This window comes from Paraburkholderia sp. J94, assembly GCF_905220285.1.
GTDB classification, from domain to species: domain Bacteria; phylum Pseudomonadota; class Gammaproteobacteria; order Burkholderiales; family Burkholderiaceae; genus Paraburkholderia; species Paraburkholderia tropica_A.
In genome coordinates, this window is the sequence record NZ_CAJMZH010000019.1 from 55,952 (window position 1) to 79,779 (window position 23,828).

General features: G+C 66.9%; 20 protein-coding genes. 7 read left to right on the forward strand and 13 right to left on the reverse strand.

Annotation, left to right across the window (positions count from 1 at the left end; translation table 11 throughout):
- Positions 1 to 235 precede the first annotated feature (235 nt).
- The 4 genes from U4Y88_RS31935 to aroQ form a co-directional block, all read right to left on the reverse strand.
- Positions 236 to 907, reverse strand: coding sequence for a TetR/AcrR family transcriptional regulator (locus U4Y88_RS31935; RefSeq protein ID WP_310633632.1), 672 nt, complete (start codon positions 905 to 907; stop codon positions 236 to 238).
- Between the two features lie 294 nt (positions 908 to 1,201).
- Positions 1,202 to 2,530, reverse strand: coding sequence for an MFS transporter (locus tag U4Y88_RS31940; protein WP_321788934.1), 1,329 nt, complete (start codon positions 2,528 to 2,530; stop codon positions 1,202 to 1,204).
- Between the two features lie 109 nt (positions 2,531 to 2,639).
- Positions 2,640 to 3,536, reverse strand: a complete 897-nt coding sequence (locus U4Y88_RS31945; RefSeq protein ID WP_321788792.1) for a shikimate dehydrogenase — start codon at positions 3,534 to 3,536, stop codon at positions 2,640 to 2,642.
- Positions 3,533 to 4,000 carry a type II 3-dehydroquinate dehydratase gene (gene aroQ / locus U4Y88_RS31950; RefSeq protein WP_224012093.1) on the reverse strand — a complete coding sequence of 156 codons (468 nt, stop codon included), beginning with the start codon at positions 3,998 to 4,000 and terminating at the stop codon, positions 3,533 to 3,535. Before aroQ ends, U4Y88_RS31945 begins: the two co-directional genes overlap by 4 nt.
- A gap of 350 nt (positions 4,001 to 4,350) precedes the next feature.
- Here aroQ and U4Y88_RS31955 point away from each other — a divergent pair, with 350 nt between their 5' ends.
- The 3 genes from U4Y88_RS31955 to U4Y88_RS31965 all read left to right on the forward strand — a co-directional run bounded on the left by U4Y88_RS31955 (position 4,351) and on the right by U4Y88_RS31965 (position 9,509).
- Positions 4,351 to 6,276 carry a bifunctional sugar phosphate isomerase/epimerase/4-hydroxyphenylpyruvate dioxygenase family protein gene (locus U4Y88_RS31955; RefSeq protein ID WP_321788936.1) on the forward strand — a complete coding sequence of 642 codons (1,926 nt, stop codon included), beginning with the start codon at positions 4,351 to 4,353 and terminating at the stop codon, positions 6,274 to 6,276.
- 134 nt (positions 6,277 to 6,410) lie between these two features.
- On the forward strand, positions 6,411 to 7,589 hold the full coding sequence (locus U4Y88_RS31960) for a porin (protein WP_224012094.1): 1,179 nt from the start codon (positions 6,411 to 6,413) through the stop codon (positions 7,587 to 7,589).
- Positions 7,590 to 7,856: 267 nt separating this feature from the next.
- Positions 7,857 to 9,509 (forward strand): inorganic phosphate transporter, encoded by a 1,653-nt coding sequence (locus tag U4Y88_RS31965; protein WP_321788793.1) that lies wholly within the window; start codon positions 7,857 to 7,859, stop codon positions 9,507 to 9,509.
- Between the two features lie 12 nt (positions 9,510 to 9,521).
- On the opposite strand, the gene aliB is transcribed toward U4Y88_RS31965, so the two are convergent.
- From aliB to badH, 3 genes are all read right to left on the reverse strand, one after another.
- The gene (gene aliB, locus U4Y88_RS31970) at positions 9,522 to 10,673 is read right to left on the reverse strand and encodes a cyclohexanecarboxyl-CoA dehydrogenase (RefSeq protein ID WP_224012096.1); all 1,152 of its coding nucleotides are present in this window, start codon (positions 10,671 to 10,673) and stop codon (positions 9,522 to 9,524) included.
- 63 nt (positions 10,674 to 10,736) lie between these two features.
- Positions 10,737 to 11,519: a 2-ketocyclohexanecarboxyl-CoA hydrolase gene (gene badI, locus U4Y88_RS31975; RefSeq protein WP_321788795.1), complete on the reverse strand. Its 783-nt coding sequence runs from the start codon at positions 11,517 to 11,519 to the stop codon at positions 10,737 to 10,739.
- Positions 11,520 to 11,565: 46 nt separating this feature from the next.
- Positions 11,566 to 12,333 carry a 2-hydroxycyclohexanecarboxyl-CoA dehydrogenase gene (gene badH, locus U4Y88_RS31980; protein WP_321788797.1) on the reverse strand — a complete coding sequence of 256 codons (768 nt, stop codon included), beginning with the start codon at positions 12,331 to 12,333 and terminating at the stop codon, positions 11,566 to 11,568.
- Positions 12,334 to 12,585: 252 nt separating this feature from the next.
- Here badH and U4Y88_RS31985 point away from each other — a divergent pair, with 252 nt between their 5' ends.
- Positions 12,586 to 13,005: a MarR family transcriptional regulator gene (locus U4Y88_RS31985; protein WP_321788938.1), complete on the forward strand. Its 420-nt coding sequence runs from the start codon at positions 12,586 to 12,588 to the stop codon at positions 13,003 to 13,005.
- A 47-nt stretch (positions 13,006 to 13,052) separates the two neighbouring features.
- On the opposite strand, the gene U4Y88_RS31990 is transcribed toward U4Y88_RS31985, so the two are convergent.
- From U4Y88_RS31990 to U4Y88_RS32010, 5 genes are all read right to left on the reverse strand, one after another.
- Positions 13,053 to 14,345 carry a J domain-containing protein gene (locus U4Y88_RS31990; protein ID WP_321788800.1) on the reverse strand — a complete coding sequence of 431 codons (1,293 nt, stop codon included), beginning with the start codon at positions 14,343 to 14,345 and terminating at the stop codon, positions 13,053 to 13,055.
- 181 nt (positions 14,346 to 14,526) lie between these two features.
- Positions 14,527 to 16,305: a cobaltochelatase CobT-related protein gene (locus tag U4Y88_RS31995; RefSeq protein WP_321788802.1), complete on the reverse strand. Its 1,779-nt coding sequence runs from the start codon at positions 16,303 to 16,305 to the stop codon at positions 14,527 to 14,529.
- 12 nt (positions 16,306 to 16,317) lie between these two features.
- Complete coding sequence (locus U4Y88_RS32000; protein WP_321788804.1) at positions 16,318 to 17,607, reverse strand: AAA family ATPase; 1,290 nt, start codon at positions 17,605 to 17,607, stop codon at positions 16,318 to 16,320.
- 91 nt (positions 17,608 to 17,698) lie between these two features.
- A complete protein-coding gene (locus U4Y88_RS32005) occupies positions 17,699 to 18,796 on the reverse strand; it encodes an aromatic ring-hydroxylating dioxygenase subunit alpha (protein WP_321788806.1) in 1,098 nt (365 codons plus the stop codon).
- Positions 18,797 to 19,238: 442 nt separating this feature from the next.
- Positions 19,239 to 19,748, reverse strand: coding sequence for a TetR/AcrR family transcriptional regulator (locus U4Y88_RS32010; protein WP_321788808.1), 510 nt, complete (start codon positions 19,746 to 19,748; stop codon positions 19,239 to 19,241).
- A gap of 164 nt (positions 19,749 to 19,912) precedes the next feature.
- Here U4Y88_RS32010 and bdcA point away from each other — a divergent pair, with 164 nt between their 5' ends.
- From bdcA to U4Y88_RS32025, 3 genes are all read left to right on the forward strand, one after another.
- Positions 19,913 to 20,626 (forward strand): SDR family oxidoreductase, encoded by a 714-nt coding sequence (bdcA, locus tag U4Y88_RS32015; RefSeq protein WP_224012104.1) that lies wholly within the window; start codon positions 19,913 to 19,915, stop codon positions 20,624 to 20,626.
- Between the two features lie 280 nt (positions 20,627 to 20,906).
- Positions 20,907 to 21,314, forward strand: a complete 408-nt coding sequence (locus tag U4Y88_RS32020; RefSeq protein ID WP_321788809.1) for a VOC family protein — start codon at positions 20,907 to 20,909, stop codon at positions 21,312 to 21,314.
- A gap of 212 nt (positions 21,315 to 21,526) precedes the next feature.
- Positions 21,527 to 22,393 carry a helix-turn-helix transcriptional regulator gene (locus U4Y88_RS32025; RefSeq protein WP_321788811.1) on the forward strand — a complete coding sequence of 289 codons (867 nt, stop codon included), beginning with the start codon at positions 21,527 to 21,529 and terminating at the stop codon, positions 22,391 to 22,393.
- Positions 22,394 to 22,404: 11 nt separating this feature from the next.
- On the opposite strand, the gene U4Y88_RS32030 is transcribed toward U4Y88_RS32025, so the two are convergent.
- Complete coding sequence (locus U4Y88_RS32030; RefSeq protein WP_321788813.1) at positions 22,405 to 23,805, reverse strand: amidase family protein; 1,401 nt, start codon at positions 23,803 to 23,805, stop codon at positions 22,405 to 22,407.
- Positions 23,806 to 23,828: the final 23 nt, after the last annotated feature.

A 23,828-nucleotide genomic window follows, 5' to 3' on the forward strand; every position in this document is an offset into this window, starting at 1 on the left:
GGGCTTCCGGGGCGTAGTGTAATGCGTTTGAGCACTTTTATGCGATGAGGCGATTACCAGGCGAGGCGGCCTGGCAACGGTTGTCGCGTTTTTCGATACAGCGGCGGAGCGCGGTTGGCGCGCTCGCGGTGCGCAATCGGCAGGAAAATCGGCGCTGATCCGGGCGGGATCGGCGCGCGATCGAGCCAGAATCGGCGCTTGATCGATGTCTGCTCGACGATTGATCGGCGCTCGATCAGGCCTTGCGCACGAAGCGCTCCACGGCGTCGACGACCATCTCGCGATGACGCGCGCGCAGGCGCGGATGCGAGGGATCGCGCCCGAACGCGGCGCCGAAGGTGTGGCGGTTGCCCACGCGGTGAAAGCACATCGAACTGATCAGCAGGTGCAGGTCGATCGGATCGATGTCGGTGCGGAACACGCCCGCCGCCACGCCGCGCGCGAGCAGATCCTCGATCGTGCGGATCACGCTGGCGTTGCGGGTGCGGAACGTCTTGAGCCGCTCGATGTACTTGGCGCCGTGGATGTTTTCGATCGTCACGAGGCGCACGAAGTCGCGATGGCGGTCGTGGTAGTCGAAGGTGAATTCGACGAGGCGCTTCAGGCCTTCCTCGGGAGCGAGTTCGTCGATGTGCAGGTCTTGCTCGAGCGCGCGGATGTCGCCGTAGACCTTGTCGAGCACCGCTTCGTACAGCCCTTCCTTGCTGCCGAAGTAGTAATACAGCATGCGCTTGGTGGTGTTCGTGCGCTCGGCGATCGCGTCCACGCGCGCGCCCGAGAGCCCCATCGCCGAAAACTCGGCGGTCGCCACTTCCAGAATGTTGCGCTTGGTCTGCTCGGGATCGTACTTGCGCCGACTTTCGGATTGAGCGTCGTTGCGTTCGGGCGAAGCCGCCGGTCTTGCCATATCGTTGTTGTGGACCGCAGGGAGGGAGGGATGCGGCCGATTCTAGCATGGCGGGCGCCGCGTCCCGCCTGACCGGGCGAAGCCGGCCGGTGTTGCCGATGCTGTCTGGCGCGCCTGCGTTGCGTGCGAATCGCGGCGGTTCGGCCGCCGCTTTTCATCCGCATTTCGGCGAGATTTCGCCGGGTTTTCGTCGATGTTGCACCGCGCTTTCGGCGCGCGATTTCAGCACGCGATTTCGGAAGCTTTCGGCACGGCGGCATCGATGTTGCGATGCCGCCGCGCCCGCCCCGTGCTTCAGGCCAGCTCGATCCGCTTGATGTCGCCGACGATGAAGATATACGACGCCGCGCCGATCAGCGCGATCACGCCGATGAACACCAGCGCCCAGACGAACGAGCCCGTCGCGCCCACGATCAGCCCAACCACCAGCGGCGTGATGATGCCCGCGAGATTGGCCGCCAGGTTGAAGATGCCGCCCGTGAGGCCGAGCATGCCGGCCGGCGCGATATCGGACACCAGCGTCCAGCCGAGCGCCGCCATGCCCTGCGCGAAGAACGCGATCGACAGGATCACGATCACCGTCACGTTGCTCTCGACGAAGTTCGCCAGGATGATCGTCGAGGCCAGCAGCAGCCCGGCGATGATCGGCAGCTTGCGCGCCACGTTGGCCGAAAAGCCGCGTCGCAGCATCCAGTCGGAGAAGGTGCCGCCGAACATCACGCCAATCGAGGCGGCGATGAACGGCATGATCGCGAAGAAGCCGATCTTGAGCCAGGCCATGTGGCGCTCGGTGGCGAGATAGGTCGGGAACCACGTCAGGAAGAACACGAGCGTGGAGTTGCCCGCGAACTGGCCGAGGCAGATGCCCGCGAGCTGACGGCGGCGCACCAGCTGGCCCGCGAGGCGCCAGTCGAAGCCCTTCTTCGCGGCCTTGGCGTCGGCCTGACCGCCCGCCTGCTCAGCCGCCGCCTCTTCCTTCGCGACCTTGCGCTCGTGCTTCGCCAGACCGCCGCCCGCCTCGATGTAGTCGAGTTCGGCGCGGTTGGCCGCCGGGTGCTCGTGCGGCTCGCGATACAGGAACCACCAGACGAAGCCGAAGGCGATGCCCGCCGCGCCCACCACGTAGAACAGCGAGCGCCAGCCGTAGGCGCCCATCAGCGCGAACAGGAACGGGCTGAAGAACGCGAGACCGATGTACTCGCCGACGGTGTAGGTGCCCGTCGCGAACGCGCGTTCGTGCTGCGGAAACCAGGTCGCGACCACGCGGCTGTTGGTCGGGAAACACGGCGATTCCGCCGCGCCCAGCCCGAGGCGGCAGGCAAACAACGCGCCCACGCTGCCGACGAAGCCCTGGATCAGCGTGCAGGTCGACCACAAGGTCATCGCGAGGAAGTACGTGACCTTGCTGCCGAAGCGGTCGAGAAACACACCGCCCGGAATCTGCGCGACCACGTAGGTCCACGAGAACACCGAGAACACGAGACCCATCATCGCCGCATTGATGCCCAGCTCTTTGGTGAGCTGCGGCGCCGCGATGCCGAGCACCGTGCGGTCCAGATAGTTGATCATCGTGCCCACGGCGAGCAGCCCGAGGATGCGATAGCGCGCTTTCGAGCGGCGCATTGTGCCCTCGGCGGACGTCGAGGAAAGCGTCGGCGCGTCGCGCCCCGTGGATACGGGAGGTGCCATGTCTGTCTCCATTCCTGTAAGTGGCCGGATTGGCCCGGCTTCGTTATTGGCCGGCGCCCTGGGCGGAACCCAGCGCCAGCATCGACTGCAAATGCGCGTACATACGCTCGGCATCCGGCTCGACGCCGGTGAAGAGGCGGAACGCGTCCACCGCTTGATAGACCGCCATGCCGCCGCCGCTGAGCGTGCGGCAGCCGCGCGCCTCGGCGGCTTCGAGCAGCGCCGTGCGAATCGGGAAATAGACGATGTCGGCGACCCAGAGGCCCGCGTGCAGATACTCGGCGGGCAGCGGCAGGCCCGGCAGCTTCGCCATGCCGGTCGGCGTGCAGTGGATCAGGCCGGTGGCGACCGCGAGCGTTTCTTCGAGCGAGCCGCCCGCGCGCACGCGCGCCTGCGGGAAGCGCGCCTGCAATTCGGCGGCGAGCGATTCGGCGCGCGCGCCGTCGACGTCGAACACCGTGAGCGCGCGCGCGCCCATCTGCAGCGCCGCGTGCGCGACCGCCGCGCCCGCGCCGCCCGCGCCCAGTTGCACGACCGATTCGAGCGACACATCGGGCAGGCCGCGCTTGAATGCGCTCGCGAAACCCGACCAGTCGGTGTTATGGCCGATGCGCTTGCCGTCGCGCAGCAGCACCGTGTTGACGGCGCCCAGCGCGCGGGCGTCGTCCGAGAGTTCGTCGAGCAGCTCGATCACCGCCTGCTTGCACGGATAGGTGATGTTCAGGCCGTCGAAGCCCATGCGCTCGGCCGCGAGCAGCAGCTCGGGCAGCGCGGCGGGCGTGAGGTTGAGCGTGTCGAGATCGATACGCCGATACACATAGTTGAAACCGAGTTCGCGCCCTTCTTTCTCGTGCATCGCGGGCGTCAGCGAGCCGCCGATGCCCTTGCCGATCAGCCCGCAGAGAAACGAGCGCGGCTTGTTGCTGTCGTGCTGGCTCATTGCTTCACCTGCTTGGCGTATTTCGTGGTCAACAAGGTTTGCATGCGTTCGAGCGCGAGCACGTAGCCTTGCGTGCCGCAGCCGACGATGATCGCCTCGGCGATCGGCGAAACGAACGAGTGATGCCGGAAGGCCTCGCGCTTGTGGACGTTGGAAATATGGACCTCGATCACGGGTTTGGCGATAGCCGACAGCGCATCGGCGATCGCGACCGACGTATGCGTATAAGCGGCCGGATTGATGACGATGCCGTCGACGCGCGTGCGCGCCTCGTGCAGCCAGTCGATCAGTTGATGCTCGGCGTTCGACTGACGAAAGTCGACTTCGAGATGAAGCCGGGCCGCCGCTTCGTGGCACATCCGCGCCACGTCGTCGAGGGTTTCCGCCCCGTATATCGCGGGCTCCCGCGTTCCCAGCAGATTCAGATTCGGCCCGTTGAGGACCAGTACCGACGGCAATTGCATCACACACACTCCACAACAGCACACAACAACGGTTTGGCAGGCGCGGAAACTTCGGTTGCGATCCGATTTGCGGTTGATTCGCAGCGCATGAAGGCGCTAAATAAGCTTCCTGACATTGATCGGCCGCATGGCATCCCACGCATGGCCGCCAGTGTGCCGCGCGCGGGCCCCGGGGTCACCCTGGGGTTTGCGAGAATTTGTACTAACTGGTTAGTTTGGTTATTCTTGCGACACTCCGGCGGGCATCTGTATCCGCGCCGCCGGTCCCGGGTCGCACGGCTCTTACCGGTCACAGTTATTGCTGCATTTACGCCATGTCCAAGCTGCTCCACGCCTCCGCTCCCGCGCCCCTGCGCCGCTCGATCGCCACGGTTTCGATTAGCGGCACGCTCGCGGAGAAGCTCGCCGCCATCAGCGCCGCGGGCTTCACGGCGGTGGAAATCTTCGAAAACGATCTGCTCTATTTCGAAGGCTCGCCCGCCGACGTGCGCCGCATGGCCGCCGATCTGGGCCTCGATATCGTGCTCTATCAGCCGTTCCGCGATTTCGAGGGCGTGAGCGCCGAGCGCCTCGCGCGCAACGTCGAGCGCGTGAAGCGAAAATTCGACGTGATGCACGAATTGGGCGCCGATCGTTTGCTGGTGTGCAGCAACGTCTCGCCCGACACGATCGCCGACGACGCACTGGTCGCCGAACAACTCGGCGCGCTGGCGAAGGCGGCCGGCGAAGCGGGCGTGGTGACCTGTTATGAAGCGCTGGCATGGGGCCGTCACGTGCGGACCTACCGTCACGCGTGGAAGCTCGTGAACACGGTGAATCACCCGAATCTCACGCTCGCGCTCGACAGTTTCCACACGCTCTCGCTCGACGACACGCCCGACGCCATCGCGCAGATTCCGGGCGATCGCATCGGCTTCGTGCAGATCGCGGATGCGCCGAAGATGCAGATGGACGTGCTCGAATGGAGCCGCCATTACCGCTGTTTCCCGGGTCAGGGCGACTTCGCGCTCGCCGATTTCACGGCGCAGGTCGTGAAAAGCGGCTACACCGGCCCGCTTTCGCTCGAAATCTTCAACGACGGCTTTCGCGGCGCGCCGCCCGCGGCCACGGCCGCCGACGGCCATCGCTCGCTGCTGCTGCTCGAAGCGCTCACGCGCGACACGCTCGAAGCGGAGAACGACACCGCGCAGGCCGCGCCGCTCTATCATCCGCCCGCCGCGCCCGCGCATACGGAATGGCAATTCCTCGAATTCGCCGTCAACGATACGGCGCGCGCGCAGGTCGCCGACTGGCTCGGCAAGCTGCATTTCCGCCGCGCGGGCCAGCATCGTTCGAAGAACGTCACGCTCTATCAGCACGGCTCGGCGGCCATCGTGCTGAACGCGGAACGCGATTCGTTCGCCGACGCTTTTTTCCAGCGCCATGGCCTCTCGCTGTGCGCTTCCGCGCTGCGCGTGGACAACGCGCAACTGGCGCTCGAACGCGCCGCCGGTTTCGGCTATCAACCGTTCTCCGGCCGCGTGGGACCGAACGAGCGCGTGGTGCCGGCCGTTCAGGGACCGGACGGCAGTCTTAACTACTTCGTTAACGAAGAACCAGGCCAGCCGACGCTGTTCGAAGCCGATTTCGTGCTCACCGATGTGGACGGCCCGACCGAAGTCGGCCCGATCGCCGCCATCGATCACGTGAGTCTTTCGCTGCCCGCCGGTTCGTTCGACGCGTGGGTGCTGTTCCTGAAGTCGGTATTCGGCCTGCAGGCCAGCGCGCCCGTGATGCTGCCCGACCCGTACGGGCTCGTGCGCAGCCGCGCACTCTTCAGCGCCGACCGCGGCCTGCGCATGGTGCTCAACGCCTCGGTCGACCAGCACACGGCCGCGGCGGAAACCGTGCGCGCCTATCACGGCAGCGGCCTGAGCCACGTGGCGTTCAGCACCCCGGACATCTTCCGCGCCGTGACCGAGTTCGAAGCCGCGGGCGTGCCGCTGCTGCGCGTGCCCGCGAACTATTACGACGATCTCGACGCGCGCTTCGCGCTGAGCGGCGATTTCCTCGATGCGCTGCGTCAGCACAATCTGCTCTACGACCGCGACGAACACGGCGGCGAATTCCTGCACGCCTACACGGAAACGCTCGACCAGCGCTTCTTCCTCGAACTCGTCGAGCGGCGCGGCGGCTACGACGGCTACGGCGCGCCGAATGCCGCCGTGCGTCTCGCGGCGCAGGCGCGTCAGCGCGCACAGGTCACCCAGGCGGCGCAGAGCGCGCAGCCGCAGTAGTAAACACCCCCTAAAACGCAGTACGAAACACCGGCGCGGCACCCGCCGCGCCCACTTCTCGCAAAGAACTTATAAGTGCTCTTAAAAGGGCACATAACAATAAGTATTCCTACTTTCCTTGGAGACGCACAACGATGAAGAAATCCGCCTTCGGTCCCGGCCTGTTTATCGCCGCCGGCGCCGCCCTGATCGCCAGCCCCGCTTTCGCACAGAGCAGCGTCACGCTGTACGGCGCCATCGACGACGCCATCACCTACGTGAACAACCAGAACGGCAAGTCGAACGTCTATCTGCGCCAGGGTAACGTCTACGCCTCGAAGTTCGGCTTCCAGGGCAAGGAAGATCTCGGCGGCGGCACCTTCGCGATCTTCGACCTGCAAAACGGCTTCGATCCGAACACTGGCGCAATGCAGTCGAGCGGACTCATCTTCAACCGCCAGGCCTACGTGGGCCTGCAAAACCGCAGCGCGGGCACCTTCACGATGGGCCGCCAGTACACGCCCTACTACCAGTTCGTCGGCCCGCTCACGGGCAGCAACTGGCTGACCGGCGCGACCGGCGCGCACCCGGGCGACATCGACGGCCTCGACACCACCGTGCGCATCAACAACTCGGCGGTCTACACCTCGCCGTCGTGGAACGGGCTGCAGGCGAGCGCGATGTACGCGTTCGGCGGCATCGCGGGCAGCACCGGCAAGGGGCAAACGTGGAGCGCGGCGCTGCGCTACCTGAACGGCCCGCTCTCGCTCGCGGCCGCCTACCTGCGCATGGACAACGCGGCGATCACGAGCGGCTTCGACAGTTCGTCGACGGCGAGCTTCGGCAAGTCGTCGCTGAACACGGGCTATGTGTCGGCGCGCTCGGTGCAGCACGTCGCCGTCGCGGGCAACTACGCGATCGGCAACCTGACGCTCGGCGCCTCGTATTCGAACGTCGAGTATCTGCCGGGCGGCAAGTCGGTGTTCGCGAACACGGCGGTCTTCAACACGTGGGCCGCGCTGGCCTTCTATCGCTTCACGCCGGCGTTCGACGTGGGCGGCGGCTATGCGTACACGATGGCTTCGAAGGCGAACGGCATCACCAACGCCGCGCGCTATCAGCAGGTCTCGCTCAAGGAGACCTACCACCTCTCGAAGCGCACTTCGCTCTACGCGCTGCAAGGCTATCAGCACGCGAGCGGCCAGACGCTGGGCGCGACCGGCGCGGGCGATATCGTCGACGCGACGCCGTCCGTGGGCGATTCGCAGAACAGCACGCCGTCGAGCACGCACTCGCAGTTCGTCGGCATGGCGGGCATCGCCTTCCTGTTCTGACGCGGGCGCGTCAATACGACGCAAAGCACGCGCGGCGTCCCGTCCCACGGGCGTCGCGCGGTCTGCCGCACCCCTGGACATATCGGCGCGCTGCCCGGCTCGCGCGCCGATTCCGGTCGATATGCGAAACTGGTTCGTCTCGATCGAGCAGCTCCCGAATCCGCTGACGACGTTCGCAAACCGCGTCGTCATGCGCGATGATTCACGGCGCGGCGCGCGCGAGGCTCACGAGCCCGATCATTCGCCCAGCGATTCGCCCGCACCGTCATGCCGGACCTCCCCTTACCTCCCGCGCCCCATCCGCTACGCGCCGCCCCGCCGCGCCGCCGCAACCTCGCCGTCGTGCTGTTCTTCGCGATCATCGCGGTCGGCGCGCTCTATGTTCTCGATCATCTGTTCGTCGACCTGCGCGCGGTGCGCGAGAGTTCCGCGCTGCCCTTCGTGCTGCTCGGGCTCGCGCTGCTCATCGCGCTCGGCTTCGAATTCGTGAACGGCTTTCACGACACGGCCAACGCGGTCGCCACCGTCATCTATACGAACTCGCTCGAACCGCACATCGCCGTCGCGTGGTCGGGCGCGTGGAATTTTCTCGGCGTGCTGGTGTCGAGCGGCGCGGTCGCGTTCGGCATCCTGCAACTGCTGCCCGTCGAACTCATTCTCCAGGTGGGCAGCAGCGCGGGCTTCGCGATGGTGTTCGCCTTGCTGATCGCGGCCATCGTGTGGAATCTCGGCACCTGGTATTTCGGCCTGCCGTCGTCGAGCTCGCACACGCTGGTGGGCTCGATCATCGGCGTGGGCATCATGAACCAGTGGATCAGCGGGCCGTCCGGCACGAGCGGCGTGGACTGGGCGCAGGCCGCGGGCGTCGGCAAGGCGCTGCTGTTCTCGCCCGTGGTGGGCTTCGTGCTCTCGGCGCTCGTGCTGCTCGCGCTGAAGTTCGCCGTGCGCGCGCCGCGTCTCTATCGCGAACCCGAGGCGGGCAAGCCGCCGCCGTTCTGGATTCGCCTGCTGCTGATCGGCACCTGCACGGGCGTGTCGTTCGCGCACGGCTCGAACGACGGCCAGAAAGGCATGGGCCTCATCATGCTCATTCTGATCGGCGTGGTGCCCACCGCCTACGCGCTCAACAAGGCCGTGACGCCGCAGCAGACCGAAGCCTTCGTGGCCACGGCGCGCGCGGCCTCGCTCACGCTCGCGCACTATGCGCCGCCCGATCCGGCCGCCGGGCTGGTTGCAAGGGCCGCCGCCAGGCCCGCCGCCGCGCCCGCCGATCCGCCCGCCGATCCGCGCGCCGAGGTCGAAAGATATGTGCGCACGCGCGAGTTGCAACCGCAAACCGTGCCCGCGCTGCGCGCGCTCACCGACACCATCGGCGACCAGGTGAGCCTCTCCGGCTCGCTCGCGAAGGTGCCGGACGTGATCGTCGACAACGTGCGCAACAACATGTACGTGGCCTCCGAGGCGATCCGCCTGATGGAAAAGGCACACGCGCCCGCGTTCGCGCCCGCCGACGCCGCCACGCTCGACGCCTTCCGCGTCGAGATGGATCACGCGACGAAATTCATCCCAACGTGGGTGAAAGTGGCCGTGGCGATCGCGCTCGGTCTCGGCACGATGGTCGGCTGGAAGCGCATCGTCGTGACCGTGGGCGAGAAGATCGGCAAGCAGCACTTGACCTACGGACAGGGCGCGTCCGCCGAAGCGGTCGCCATGCTCACCATCGGCATGGCCGATATCTACGGGCTGCCCGTTTCCACCACGCACGTGCTCGCTTCAGGCGTGGCGGGCACGATGGCCGCGAACGGCTCGGGGCTGCAATGGGCCACCGTGCGCAATCTCGCGCTCGCGTGGGTGCTCACGCTGCCCGCCTCCATTGCGCTCGCCGGCGCGCTCTACTGGGTATTTCGTCAGGTATTCTAACGATTTTCGTCATCACGCGGACACGGCCTCGCGCCCCGCGTTCGCGCGCGCGACGATGGTCTTCATGATCTGCGCGGTGCCGTCGCCAATCTGGAAACCGAGGATGTCGCGCAGGCGCTGCTCCATCGGTCCGCGATCGTAACCGCCGTGGCCGAACGACAGCAAACACTGATGCACCACGTCGTAGGCAAGCTTCGGCCCCCACCATTTGCACATCGCGGCTTCGGCCGTATGCGGCAGACCACGATCCTTGAGCCAGAGCGTTTGCAGACAAAGCAGGCGCGCGGCTTCAACCTGCGTCGCGTATTCGGCCAGCGGATGCGAGACGCCCTGAAACGCCGCAAGCGGCTTGCCGAACGCCTCGCGCTGCGCCACCCACGCCCACGTTTCTTCGAGACTCACGCGCGCGACCGCGAGCACCTGCAAGCCGATCAACGCGCGTGAAAAGTCGAAGCCCTGCATCACCTGCACGAAGCCCTTTCCCTCGTCGCCGAGCCGATGATCGGCGGGCACGCGCACGTTGTCGAAGAAAATCGAGCCGCGTCCGATCGCGCGCTGGCCGTGGCAATCGAAACGCGTGCGCGTGATGCCCGGCAGATCCATCGGCACGAGCAGCGCAGAGATGCCGCGTGCGCCGTCTTCCACGCGGCCGCTGCGGGCGAAGACCACGGCGGCGTCGGCTTGATCGGCGGCGGAAATCGAGGTCTTTTCGCCGTTGAGCACATAGTGGTCGCCGACGCGCTCCATCTTCAGACGCAGATTCGCCGCATCCGAACCGCCGCGCGGTTCCGTAAGCGCGATGGCGAGCAGCGCGCGGCCCTGCGTGAGCCGTTCGAGCCACGGACGCGCGATCTCGGGACGCGCGTGCTGCGCGAGAATCTGCCCGTTCAGCGACGCGAGCAGATTGATATACGAAAGGCTCAGGTCGGCGGCCGCGATGGCTTCGTGGATCACGCCCGCCGCAAGGCAGCCCATCCCTTGTCCGCCATAGGCTTCGGGCAACTCGGGCGCGATGAAACCCATCTCGCCCATTTCGCGCATCAGATCGCGGTCGAGCACGCGCGTGCGGTCGCGCTCCAGAAAGCCGGGCGCGACGCGCCCTCGCGCGAAACGCTGCGCATGCTCGCCGAGCGCGGCGAGGTCTTCGTCGATATAGGGGTTCACGTTGGCTCCAGCATCGCTCAATCGATTAATCGATCAGGTATCCGTAGTAATACGAATACGACTTCATTTCGCGTACTTGCGAAACTCCGGCGGCCGCTTTTCCTGAAACGCCCGTACGCCTTCGCGTGATTCCTCGGTGTCGTAATAGAGCTTCAGCGCGTACATACCCATGCCCGCAATGCCCGCTTGATGCGCGGTATCCATGTTGAACGAGCGCTTGGCGATGGCAATGGCCGTCGGGCTTCTCTCCATGATTTCGTCGCACCACTTCTGCACTTCGGCGTCAAGCTGGTCATGCGGCACGACCGCGTTGACGAGGCCCATCGCCAGCGCCTCGGCCGCCGGATAGCGACGGCACAGATACCAGATCTCGCGCGCCTTCTTTTCGCCGACCACGCGCGCGAGAAACGCCGTGCCGAAGCCCGGATCGACCGAGCCGACCTTCGGCCCCACTTGCCCGAACACCGCTTTTTCCGAGGCAATCGTGAAATCGCAGATCGTGCAGAGCACATTGCCGCCGCCGATCGCATAGCCCTGCACGCGCGCGATCACCGGCTTCGGCACATCGCGTATCGCGTTGTGCAACTCCTCGACCGGCAGGCCGATCGTGCCGCGTCCATCGTATTGCCCTTCGTGCGCCGATTGATCGCCGCCCGTGCAAAACGCCTTGTCGCCCGCGCCCGCGAGCACGATGACGCCGATCTCGCGCGTATAGCCCGCGCGCTGAATCGCGTGAATCAGCTCGTCGCACGTGCGGCCGCGAAACGCGTTCATCTTCTCGGGCCGGTTGATCGTGATCCACGCCGCGCCGTTGCGCACTTCGTAGAGAATGTCGTCGTATTGCATCGTCGATGTCCTGGTGATGTGAGGGGATGCCGGGCGCGCGCACGCGTCAGCCGGCCATGGTCAGGCCGCCCGATACGCTCAGCACCTGGCCCGTGATATAGCGCGCGTCGTCGCTGGCGAAGAAGACGATGGCGCCCGGCAGATCGTCGGGCTGACCGATGCGCCCGAGCGGAATCGCGCGCTGGAACGCTTCGAGCAGCTTCTCCGGGTTGCCCGCGCCTTCCTTGTAATCGGCAAAGAGCGCGGTGTCGGTCGGCCCTGGACAGACCACGTTCACCGTGATGCCGTGGCTTGCATGCTCGCGCGCGATCGTCTTCGAAAACGCCACGAGTCCGCCCTTGCACGCCGCGTAGACGGCCTCGCCCGACGAGCCCACACGCGCCGCGTCGGAAGCGATATTGACGATGCTGCCGCGCTTGCGCGCGACCATGCCGGGCAGCACCGCGTGATGCAGATGCAGCGCGCCCACGAGGTTGATGGCGATGAGCCGCTCCCATTCGGCGGACGTGGTTTTCGTGAACGGCTTGAAGACGTCCCAGCCCGCGTTGTTGACGAGCACATCGACCGGACCGAGTTGCGATTCGATCTGCGCGAGCGCGTCGTTCACGTCGGCGCGCTGCGTGATATCGCAACGCAGCGCGAGCGCCGTGCCGCCTTGCGCGAGGATCTGCGCACTCACCAGCTGCGCCGCGTCGAGCGACAGATCGAGCACCGCCACGCGCGCGCCCTCCGCCGCGAAGCGCCTGCACGTCGCACCGCCGATGCCGCCTCCGCCGCCCGTGACCACGACCGTCTTGCCTTCGAACCGCTTCATCGTGCCTCCTTTCGTTGCCGGGTTGTTACCATGGAGTCCGTCGACGTGGTCGCGATCTTTCGGCTCGCGCTAAATACGTCAACATATTGACGTATACTAGGCAGCCCACCCGGCGTCGGCAAGCGCGGCAACACCAGGAGAAACCCTTTGACGAAACACGTAAAAACGCCCGAAAAAACCGTTCAATCGGATGACGCGACGCGCTTCGAGTTGGCTAACAGACTGTTCTTCCGCCTCTACCAGTCCGCCAATATGTTGCATAAAACGGGCACGCGCGCAGTGGAAGAGGAAGGACTGACGACGCAGCAATGGGCCGTGCTGGGCGCGCTCTCGCGCGACGAGGCGCGCGACGGCATGAGCGTCGGCGACCTCGCGCGCTATCTGCTGGTGAGCCGCCAGAATCTCTCTGGCCTGCTGAGCCGCATGGAACGCGACGGCCATCTGAGCGCGACGCCCGACGCGCAGGACCGCCGCTCGCGCCGCGTGCGCATGAGCGAGTCGGGCCGTCAGCTCTGGCTGAACGAAGCCACGCCGAAGATCCAGGCGTATTACGAGGAAGTGCTGGGGAATTTTTCCGTCGACGACATAACGCACACGCTGCACTATCTGCTCAAGCTGCTCGACAACATGAAGCAGATCGACGAACGGCGCGGCGCGGTCGAAGAGGATTGAGTCTGGAAATCAAGCGTCCGAAATCAACGCGTGCATAGACGCCTGATTCAGACGCGCGCCGCCAGCTCCGCTTCCACGCGGCGGCGCAGATCGCGCACGATCTTCGCGGCGGGCACGAGCCACCACGTCGGCGCTTCGACGGTGAAGCCCCAGGCGAGGCGCGTTTCCCGCACACCACCCACATCACCCTCGCCGCCCTCACCAGTTTGCTGCGCGCGGCAATGAAAGCGCAGCGTCTGATTCGTCTGCGAATCGGCGTCGGCTTTCGTCGAATAACTGAGGACCGCGCGCAGATCGAAACCGGCATCGCCGGGCGACACCGTGCACGATTCGATGCGCCACGAAGCGCCATAACGGCCCGTGCCGCGCAGCGCCGCGTTCACGCGCTGCCACGTTTCATGCGCAGGCAGCGCGACGTTATGCGCGCGTCCGGCGCGGTCGGCGCGATAGAAGCCGCGCTGCGCCCACGCGAAACCGCCCGCGAACACCACGCCCGCCGCGATCAGCACGGCTTGCAGCGTGTCGCCGAGCCAGCGCCAGCCGCCCGTCGCATCGAACACGCTGAACACGATCCAGTGCGTCACGACGAACAGCACGATCAACGCGACGACGATGCCGCTCAGCGTGATCAGCCAGCCGCGCGAGGGATCGTCGAGACGCGCGAAGCAGGCGTCGCGCAGCGCGTGCCGCGCGGGCGGCCACGGACCGGCCGCCATCGCGGCGTCGCGCGTGGCATGCGACGCCGCATCCGACGCCGCCTGGCTTGCCGCCTCCGAAGCGGAAGCCGCCTCGGCTTCGTCGCGCTCGCGCTGCGCCTCGGCGGCCCGCTCGCGCGAACGCTGCTGCGCGAGCTCCATCTCGCGCCGCGCCGCCTCGCTTGCGCGCGCCCTCGCCGCTTCGTCGCGCAAATGCACGAGTTCGCTCGCGAGCCGTTCGCGCTCGGCCTGCATGCGCGTGAGTTCGGCGACGCCGCGCGCCTGCTCGCTTTGCAGCGCGTCGAGTTCGCCGCGCAGACGCTCGCGCCGCAATTGCAGGTCGCGCACCTGATCGAGCGCGCGCGCGAGTTGCGGCTCGCTCAGCGCCGCGCGGCTCGCAGGCGCCTCGTGATGCGCGAGCCAGTAGCCTTCGAGCACCTCGCGCGCTTCCTTGATCTTCTTGAATTGCTCGTCGGCCCAATGCAGCGACGCGGCCGTGGGATGCCGCCACTTGTCGGGATGGAAAATCTGCGCGAGCTGACGGTAGTTATGCTTGATGTCGGCCGCGCTCGCGCCGGGCTCCAGTTCGAGCCGGTAATAGAGGCGGTCGTAGTCTGCGTGGGTCCTCGGATGGGGAGCGGGCATGTCCGAAGCCTTGTTTCAAGGGGTTTGTTCAGTCGAATCGCAGATCGGTCACGCTTTGGAGGCGAATCGATCGCGTACGACAAGCGATGCGCACAAGGGTAAAACACGCCTCGCCTCGCCGCAAGAAAAGCGCGGCGCGCGCGCAACAGCGGCGGCGCGATATTCAGCGTCGACGTCAACGTCAGCGTTGGCGGGTGCGCTGCGCGAGCAGGCGGCTCAAGGTCGCGAACGCGACGGCGGGCAATTCGTGTAGCTTGCGCACGACCACCGCGTGCGGATAGAACGCCTCCACCGCATCGTCCTGAATGCCGATGCCGACGAGTTCGATGCCCTGCTCGCGCACCTCGGCCACGCGCGCGTGCAAGTCGCTGCGCAACACGGCCGGATCGCCGTCGCTCGTGGAAGGCGAGCCGTCCGAGAGCACGAACAGCAGACGCCGCCGCGCCTTGCGCGCCATGAGCCGCGCGGCGGCCCACGTCAGCGCCTCGCCGTCCGGGTTCTCGTGGCCGCATTCGATGCGCGCGAGTCCGCTCAGATCGCGCGCGTCGAAACGCTTGAACACGCGCAGATCGAGCCGCTCGACGAAGCGGTTGTAGCCGCGCAGATCGGCGTGCGCCGCGCGCTCGCGCTCGGTGTACGCACGCATGGCCGGCGATTCGATCGAGCTGTAGCCGAGCACCTCGGCGTCGAAACCGAGTTGCGCGAGCGCGTCCGCGAGTGCCGCCGCGCACAGCCGCGCAAGCTCGATCTTGCGGCCCGCCATCGACCCGCTCAGGTCGAGCAGCAGCGTGACGGCCGCGTCGCGCCCGCTCGCGCGCGTGCTCACGCGAAACGGCGTGCGATAGCCGGGCGACACCGCGAGCCGCGCCAGCGCCGCGCGGTCGATCTCGCCGCGCTCCCGCTCGCGCTTCCAGTGCGTGAGTTCGTCGGCTTTCAGCACGCGTTCGAGATGCGTTTTCAGCGCGCCGGTTTCCGCGCGGGCGAGCGCGCGCAACTTGCGCCAGGCGGTGGCGTCGCCGCTGCCGCTGAGATCGGTGACGACGTCGAACGCCGTCGTCAGCGGGATCGAGCGCAGCGGTTTTCCGTGCACCGATGCGGTGCCTGTTGCACGCGGCGACGCGGCGGCGTCCGAATCCGAGAGCGTCGCGCCCGGCGCCGAGGCGGCGTCGTTGCGGGCATCGCCGGGTTGGCCGGGCGTCTGCGTATCGGCGGGCTGCCCGGCCGGCGCGCTATCGAGTTCGAGCGCGAACGCGAGGTCGTCGTGCTCGCCGAACGCGTCAAGCTCGCGCGCGAGCGCCGTTTCATCGAGCGTCTGATCGGGACCGGCCGTCTGCATCATGTTGTTCGCGCCGCCCGAGGCCAGCGAGCGCACGCCCGCGACGATCGCGCGCGCGGCCTGCACGCTCTGCGCGGTCGAGCCGCTCGCGCGCGCCATGTCGAACGCGCCACCCGCGCCTTCGAGCACGCGCAGCGCCGCCGCGAGCGTGTCCGCGTCGGGACCGGCGAGCGCGAGCGGCTCGTTCCAGAGCGCGTGTTCGATCGCGCCGATGAGCCGTTCGCGCCACGCGAGCGGCGGCGAGCGCCGCGCCGCATCGTGCGTGGATTGTTCCGATTGCGCGCGCCAGCGCTCGACGTAACGGCGCGCGCCGGGATAGTCGTCGAGCAGACGCGCGAGCACGCGCCGGTCCTCGACGGCCTGCGCGATGCGCCCCGTCACGCCCGCCTCGGCGGTATCGAGACGCCGGATCGCGCTATGCCGCCAGCGCGCCGCCAGCAGATCGAGATAGCCGAGCAGCAGGTCTTCGTCGGGCTCGCTCGCGTGGGTCGGCAACACGAAGCGCTCGCGCTCCACCCTGGGGCCGCCCGCGCCGATCGACACGGCCACGCGCGGCTCGCCCGTCAGCACGCGCGCGAGCTTGCCGAGCCGCGTTTCGAGTTCGTCGATCTGGGCGGTGTCCATCGCGTGCGCCGATCAGGACGCGGATGACGCATCCGGCGATGCGTCGAAAATCGCATGATGGCGGATGATGCTGCGGATCAGCGCGGCGTCCTCGGCGCTCACTTTCGCGTAGATCGCGGGCGCGGCGGCGCGCTCGGCGTCGCCGGTACGCAGCATCAGTTCGGCCCAGTCGATCAGGCGGCGCGTGGAAAACGCACTCGCCAGATCCTCGCGTGCGAACGCGGCGCGGCAATCGGCGGCAATCGCTGCGAGCGTGCGCGCCAGCGCAGGCGTGAGCGCGGGCAAGGTCCGCAGCAATACTTCGGTTTCCTCATCTTTCGACAGGTAATCGAAAAGATACACGCGCCAGCGGTCGAGAAAGGCCTCGTTGAGCAGATTCGCGCCTTGATAGAGGTGCCGGTACGCGCTCATCGCGCCCGCCGCGTTCGCGGTGGCGAACAGGCGAAACGACGGATGCGGCGTAACGATCTCGTTGCCGCGCTCCTTGAGCAGCAGCTTGCCGTTCGGTTCGAGCACCGCTGTGAGCACGGCGAGAATCGAGGGCTCGGCGAAGTCGAGTTCGTCGATGATGAGCCAGTAGCCTTCGCGCATCGCCACGGGCAGCACGCCGTCGACCCACACGGTCTCGCCGCCCTTCACCGTCCAGAAACCCACGAAGTCGCCGACGGTCGTCTGACCGTTCATGTTCGCGCGCAGCACGCCGTGGCCGGTGCGCGCCGCCACCTGCTCGACGAAACTGGTCTTGCCCGAACCCGTGTGGCCGATCAGCATCACGCGGCGGTTTTCGACGATATCGAGCGCGATGTCGTCCGCGCGCGGCGTGAAAAGATACGCTTCGTTCAGGCGCGGGACGAGCGCATCGCTCGCATCGCTCACATCGCTCGCGACCGGCATCTCCACGTTGCCGATGTGCGCGGTTTTGCGCGCCGCGTTCGCGGGACGCGCCGCTTCGCTGGCCTCGCGGATCTCGCGCGCCGCCCGCACGGCGCGTTGCAGATCCGCCGCGAACGCGCTGCCCGCACGCGCGGCGCGCGCCTCGTCCTCGCGCGCGGCTTCAGCCTCCGCTTCGGAGACGAAACCTTCGCGACGCCACTTCAGCAGCTTCGCTTCGAGATTATCCAGATCGACAACGGTGTCGATGTCCACCTGGCCCGCGCCGATTTCGCCATGGCCGTGCTCGATGCGGAACATCTGCGCGCGCTCGGACAGCGAGACGCGCCACCATTCGCGCGCGGCGCCCAAGCCGCGTGTGTAGATGCCTTCGGGGCCGTCGTCGGGAACTGCAAGAGGCGTGGCGTTCATCGGGTTGAAAGGCGCGGCGCGCAAAAAAAGGTCCAGCGGATCATCTTACCCGCTGGACCTTTTTCACGACATCAGGCGGACCGCGGGGCCGCTACGCGAGATCGTCCACCGCGTGAATCGGAATGACCGCGCGCGCACCACAATTGCGCAGCACATCACGCAATTCGTTGATGACCGGAAACACCTCGTGATTCCAGTCGGCGCCCTGACTGTCGTGCGCGGCCTGCTCCAGTTCGACGATCGCGCGGTCTTCCTTGAAGATGCGTTCCGTGAACCACACCAGCAGCGGCCACGCCACGTCGAGCAGCAGCGGCACCGAAGGCTTGCGGATCGACAGCATGCCGAAGGTGCGGTTGGTGCGCTGCTGCGCGTCGAGCGGCACGTAGACGATCCACAGGTCCATCACAAGCGTGTCGTCGCTCGAACGGATCTGCAAGGTCTGATACGGATAGCCGGTGCGGATCGTCATGACGCTGCGGTCGCTCTGGTCGTCGCTGCGCTTGCTCGAACCGAACACGAGCGCCTCGCCCGCGGGCTGCTTGCCCGCCTCGCGCATGAAGGTGTAATCGACTTCGATCCAGTTTTCGCCACGGCGGCGGCCGAGCGAACGCGCGCGCATCTGGCCCATCTGGCGGCGATGCAGGAACTGATGGTTCATGTCCATCAGATTCTCGTGCATGAACGAGTAATGGCACTTCACGGGCCGTCCGAAGCGGCGCGTCTTGTACGCCTTGTCGGTGACCGAGGGCATCTCGGGAAACGGCGTCTGCTCGGCCAGCGTGGCGTCGCCGGGAAACACAAAGATCATGCCGTGCGCCTCGCGGCACGGATACGCGCGCACGCCATTGGGCAGGCGCTCGCGGCCGAGATAGGGAATGTCGACGCACTGGCCGCTGCAGTCGTAAGTCCAGCCGTGATAGCCGCAGCGAATGCCCTCGCCTTCGACCACGCCCGCATGCAGCGGCACCTGACGATGCGCACAGCGGTCTTCGAGCGCGAACACGCGGCCCGATTCCGTGCGCGCGAGCACGATGGGTTCACCCGCGAAATGCACGCCATGCGCCTTGCCGCGCTTCACCTCTTTGGACCACGCGACGGGATACCAGAAGTCGGGATGGATGGGGACCCGGCGCAGATCGCGCACGGATGACTCGCTCGCCAGGTTGTCTCGGGACGGCACTGCGGACATGCGTGATGACTCCTTTGGGTTCACGTCTTCGCTCCCGATCGACCCGAAGGTGCGGATGGGCCGAAGACGCCGCTCTGCTCCAATGAATCGGCTTCATTGAAGCGGCTTCACTGATTCGGTTCCGGCTGCGCTGCCCCGCCCGGCCTGGCGTTCACGCCGCTGCTGCGGCGCACCGAAGCCATGGCGGGCGAACGACTCCATGGTACCGGAGATGTTTGGAATCCGTGTACGGGGTTTGAACGGATGCGGCGCACCGCTGCCGCGCCTGAATCGAGGGAGACAGCAATTTTCTTGCCTGATGGATCGCGAGGAGCAAAAAACGATGGCGATGGGCCCGTGCCTCGCACCATCGATCAGCATGACTGATTAATTTATGCGGCGATGCGCAAGCGATGCGCGGTTCTCCGCGCATCGACCGTTGAAGGTTTAAGTACTTAAGTGCTCAGTCGAGCAGCGCATGCAAGCCGCCCGCCGCCGCGCGAGCGACGGCCGCAAGACGCGCTTCGCTCATGCCTTCGCGTGCGCTGCCCGAGAGGCCCGACATCACGCTCGCGACGTAATCGGTCACGGCATCGGCGGCGTCGGGATGCGTGTCGGCGACGTAAGCGCGGATCTCCGCGCGGCGTTCCTCGGCGATCCGGCGTGCGAGCAGCGCGCTTTCGGTATCGCCCGCGCCGCGCGCCGCTTCCAGCACGAGGCAGCCGCGGCGGCGCGGGTCTTTCGCATACGTGCGCGCGGCGCGTTCCAGCAGATCCGCCAGCGCCTCGGCGGGCGGACGGTCCGGCGCGAGCAGATCGGCGGCAGGCAACGCCGATTGCGCGTAACGTTCCATCACGCGCTCGAAGAAGGCCGCCTTGCTGCCGAACGCCGCGTAGAAACTCGGCGCCTTGATGCCCAGTTCTTCCGTGAGCGCAGCCAGTCCCACGGCGTCGTAGCCGTGCTCGTGAAACATCCGCTCGCCGATTGCCAGCGCCGCCTCAGGGTCGAAAACCCTTGGCCGGCCACGGCCCGGCTTGTGTCCTGAATTTAAATTAGTGACCACTATAAAAAGTCCTTGCCTTACCCGTACCTGAAATATATAGTGGTCACTACTTTAATTCAAGGAGGTCATCCATCATGACGCAGTTCTCAGGTAAATCGGTTCTGGTCGTCGGCGGCAGCCGCGGCATCGGCAAGGCTATCGTCAAGGTGTTCGCCGAAGGCGGCGCGAAGGTGCGCTTTACCTACGCCGGCTCGCGCGAAGCCGCCGAATCGCTGGTGAAGGAAACCGGCGCGAGCGCCGTGCAGGCCGACGCGGCCGACCGCGACGCGCTGATCGCCGCCGTCAAGGAAGCCGGTCCGCTGGACGTCTTCGTGTACAACGCCGGGCTGCTGGTGGTCGGCGATCCGCTGACGATCGAAGCCGACGACGTCGATCGCATGCTCGACGTGAACGTGCGCGGCGCGTATCACGCATCCGTCGAAGCAGCGCGCACGATGCGCGATGGCGGACGCATCGTCGCGATCGGCTCGGTCAACGGCGATCGCATCCCGTTCGAGGGCCTCACCGCCTACGGCATGACCAAGTCGGCGCTGCAAGGCATGGCGCGCGGGCTCGCACGCGATTTCGGCGCGCGCGGCATCACCGTGAACGTGGTCCAGCCGGGCCCGACCGACACCGACATGAACCCCGCCGAAGGTCCGATGGCGAGCATGATGCACAGCGTCATGGCGCTCAAGCGACACGGCACGGCCGAGGACGTCGCGAGCCTCGTCGCGTATCTCGCGGGTCCGCACGCGAGCGGCATCACCGGCGCGATGCATACGATCGACGGCGGATTCGGCGCTTGAAAAACGTGACGGCGTAATGAGTGTGTGGAGTGTATGTCACGTGCCCGCCTCGCGAACCGAGGCGGGCACGAACGCTTTGCGAGCACGAAAATGGCGTGCCGAACGCGAGCATGGCCTGCTTCGTTCATGCGCCGACATGCAGAAAATAGCTTGTTTAGCGGGGTTTTCTCGCACGCGCCTCGCGCGCCCAATGCGAGTATCGAATGCGAGCGTTTTCTTATATTCTGAAGTCCTCGGGCGAACACGGCATGGGGCCGTCGCCATCGCACAAGAGACCAGAATGACCGACGTCACGCAAACCATGAAGCTCAACCATCTGAGCTTCCCCTCTTCCGATACCGCCGCCACCGCGCGCTTCTTCGAACGCTATCTGGGCTTCACGATCGCCGGTTCGTGGGAGCAGTCGTATATTCTCAAGCGCCCCGGCTACGACGTGGTGATCGACCACACGAGCAGCGAAACACCGGTTTGGCCGGGGAATTTTCATGTGGGCTTCGAACTGCCGGGCGTCGAAGACGTGCAGCAGCTTCATGCGCGTTTCAAGGCCGAAGGTGTGCAGATGGAAACCGACGTGTTCAATAACGGGCGCGGTTCGCGGTTCTTCTGCCGCGCACCGGGCGGCGTGATGTTCGAGTTGAACACGCGTCAGGATGCGGCGCCGAAGTATCAGGGGACGTTTGATAATTGAGGTGGGGTGTCTGCGCGGGTGAGTAATCGAATGCCGATTAGTTAGCTATCCATATTGTTATCTGGCGGATGGATAAAAAAGACGGCGGCACGGTCGAGCACTGCGCCGCCGCTTCCTGCGTTCCCCAACGCGCTCTGGGCCGCGTCCCGTGCTAGCGTATCGCATCGGCGCTATCGCCCGTCACGCCACGCAACACGCACACTACGCCTTCCATGCCCCAAGCCACCCCACCCACCCTCGACGACGCGCCCGGCCACACCCGCTCGCTCGCGCGCCACTATCCGCGCGGCTTGCAGATCGAGCCGCATTCGCACACGTGGGCGCAGGTGCTGTACGCCGTCTCTGGCGTGATGTGGGTCGAAGCAGGCCGCGAGGCGCTCGTGGTGCCGCCGCAGCGCGCGGTCTGGCTGCCGCCCGGCACGCCGCACGCGATCCATATGATGAGCGCGGTCGAGATGCGCAATCTCTATCTGCACGAGCACGACATCCCGCATCTGAGCACGCGCTGCGAGGTCTTTGAAGTCGATGGGCTGCTGCGCGAACTCATCAAGAATCTCGCCGAACGCGAGCACGAGCGCGACGATGCCTGGCGCGCCGCCGCCTCGCGTCTCGCGGGGATGGAACTGGCGCACGCGCGCCGCTCGACGCTGCGCATTCCCTTGCCCGATGCGTCGGGCAGCGCCGACCGCCGTCTCTCGATGCTGTGCCGCGCGGTCATCGACAATCCGTCGAACGAGATCGCTTTCGAGCAGCACGCGGCGTCGGTGGGCGCGAGCGTGCGCACACTCGCGCGCCTCTTCACGCGTGAACTGGGCGTGGGTTTCGCGCAATGGCGGCGGCAGGTGCAGCTCGCCATCGCGGTATCGCGGCTCGCGGAAGGCCAGCCCGTGAGCGCCGTGGCGCGGCTGCTCGGCTATCTGCCCAGCAGTTTCAGCGATATGTTCCGGCGCGAACTGGGCGTCTCGCCGAGCGACTATCGCCCGGAAGATACGCTGACGCTCGCTTCATCGGCATCATCGGCGTCATCGGCATCCGCCGCTCCGGCAAGCCAGGACGACGGACACCAACCCGCCAGCTAAGCCGCCGCGCGTCAGACAGCCGGATCGATCGGCGAAGGCGGCGCGCCGCGCGCCTCGATCGCCTTGCCCGCCAGCAGGCACAGATCCTCGCGATAATGCCCGGCGACGATCTGCACGCCCACCGGCACGTCGTCGACCATGCCCGTCGACACGACCAGCCCCGGCAAGCCCACCGCCGGCAACGCGCGCAGCGTCAGTTGCGCATCCCAGACGCGCTGGAAGCCCTCCGGCCCCTGCAGATCGAGCCCGTCCGCGAACGGCAGCTCGCCCGACACCGGCAGCAGCAGCACCGGATGCTCGGCGAAGAACAGCCGCCACTGGCGCGCGAGCGTGGTGCGGCGCACCAGCGACTTGGTCACCACGTCCTCTGGCATCGCCGCCACCTTCGCGCGCACGCCCTCCACCACGGCGCGCGCGCCGGGATCGCCGTCGCGCAGCACCGCGTCGACCAGCGCCGGATAACCGTCGCCGAGCCACAGGCGCTCCTGCACTTCGGCGGCGTCGCGCATCGAGGGCGTGTCGTCGATCTGCTCGACCTGCCAGCCCGCATCCGCGAGACGGCGGCCCGCGTCGAGCAGCGCGTCCTCCACCTCCTTCGTGATCGTCATGCCGCCGGGACGCAGGCAGATCGTCGCGCGCAGCGGCGCGTCCGGTCCCTTGAGCGGCGCGGGCACACACCACGGGTCGCGCATGTCGGGCTGCGCGAACGCCGCGAACGCGAGGCTCACGTCGTCGATGCTGCGCGCCATCGGCCCCGCGCCCGACATCAGTTGCGCGCCGATCGGCCGTTCCGGCGACGAGGCATTGAACGCGGGCACGCGTCCGAGGCTCGGGCGCAGCCCGTGCACGCCGCACGCGTAGGCCGGATAGCGCACCGAGCCGCCGATATCGGTGCCCAGCGCGATCTGGCCGATGCCCGCCGTGACCGCCGCCGCCGCGCCGCCGCTCGATCCGCCCGGCGTGAGCGCGGCGTTGCGCGGATTGCGCGTCGCACCATGCACCTGATTGCTCGTAAACCAGCGCAGCGCGAAGGTCGGCGAATTAGTGCGGCCGAGCAGCACCGCGCCCGCGCGCACGAGGTTGTCGACGGCCGGGCTGTTGGCGGGCGCGATCAGCTCCTTTTGCAGCACGGTGCCGTTGGTGGTGGCGAAGCCCGCCTGATCGACGTTGATCTTGGTGGTGACCGGCACGCCCGCGAGCGGGCCCGGGTCCTCGCCGCGCGCGATGGCCGCGTCGATGCGGTCGGCCTGCTCGTAGACCCGCGCGGGGTCGTGCGCGACCACCGCGTTGATGAGCGGGTTGACGGCGTCGAGCCGCGCGAGCGCATCGGTCGCGGCCTCGCGGGCCGACACTTCGCGGCTTCGAATGCGCTTCGCCAGTTCCGTTGCCGATAGTCGCCAAAGTTCAGTCACGTTTCCTCCGGTTCTTCTGTGGG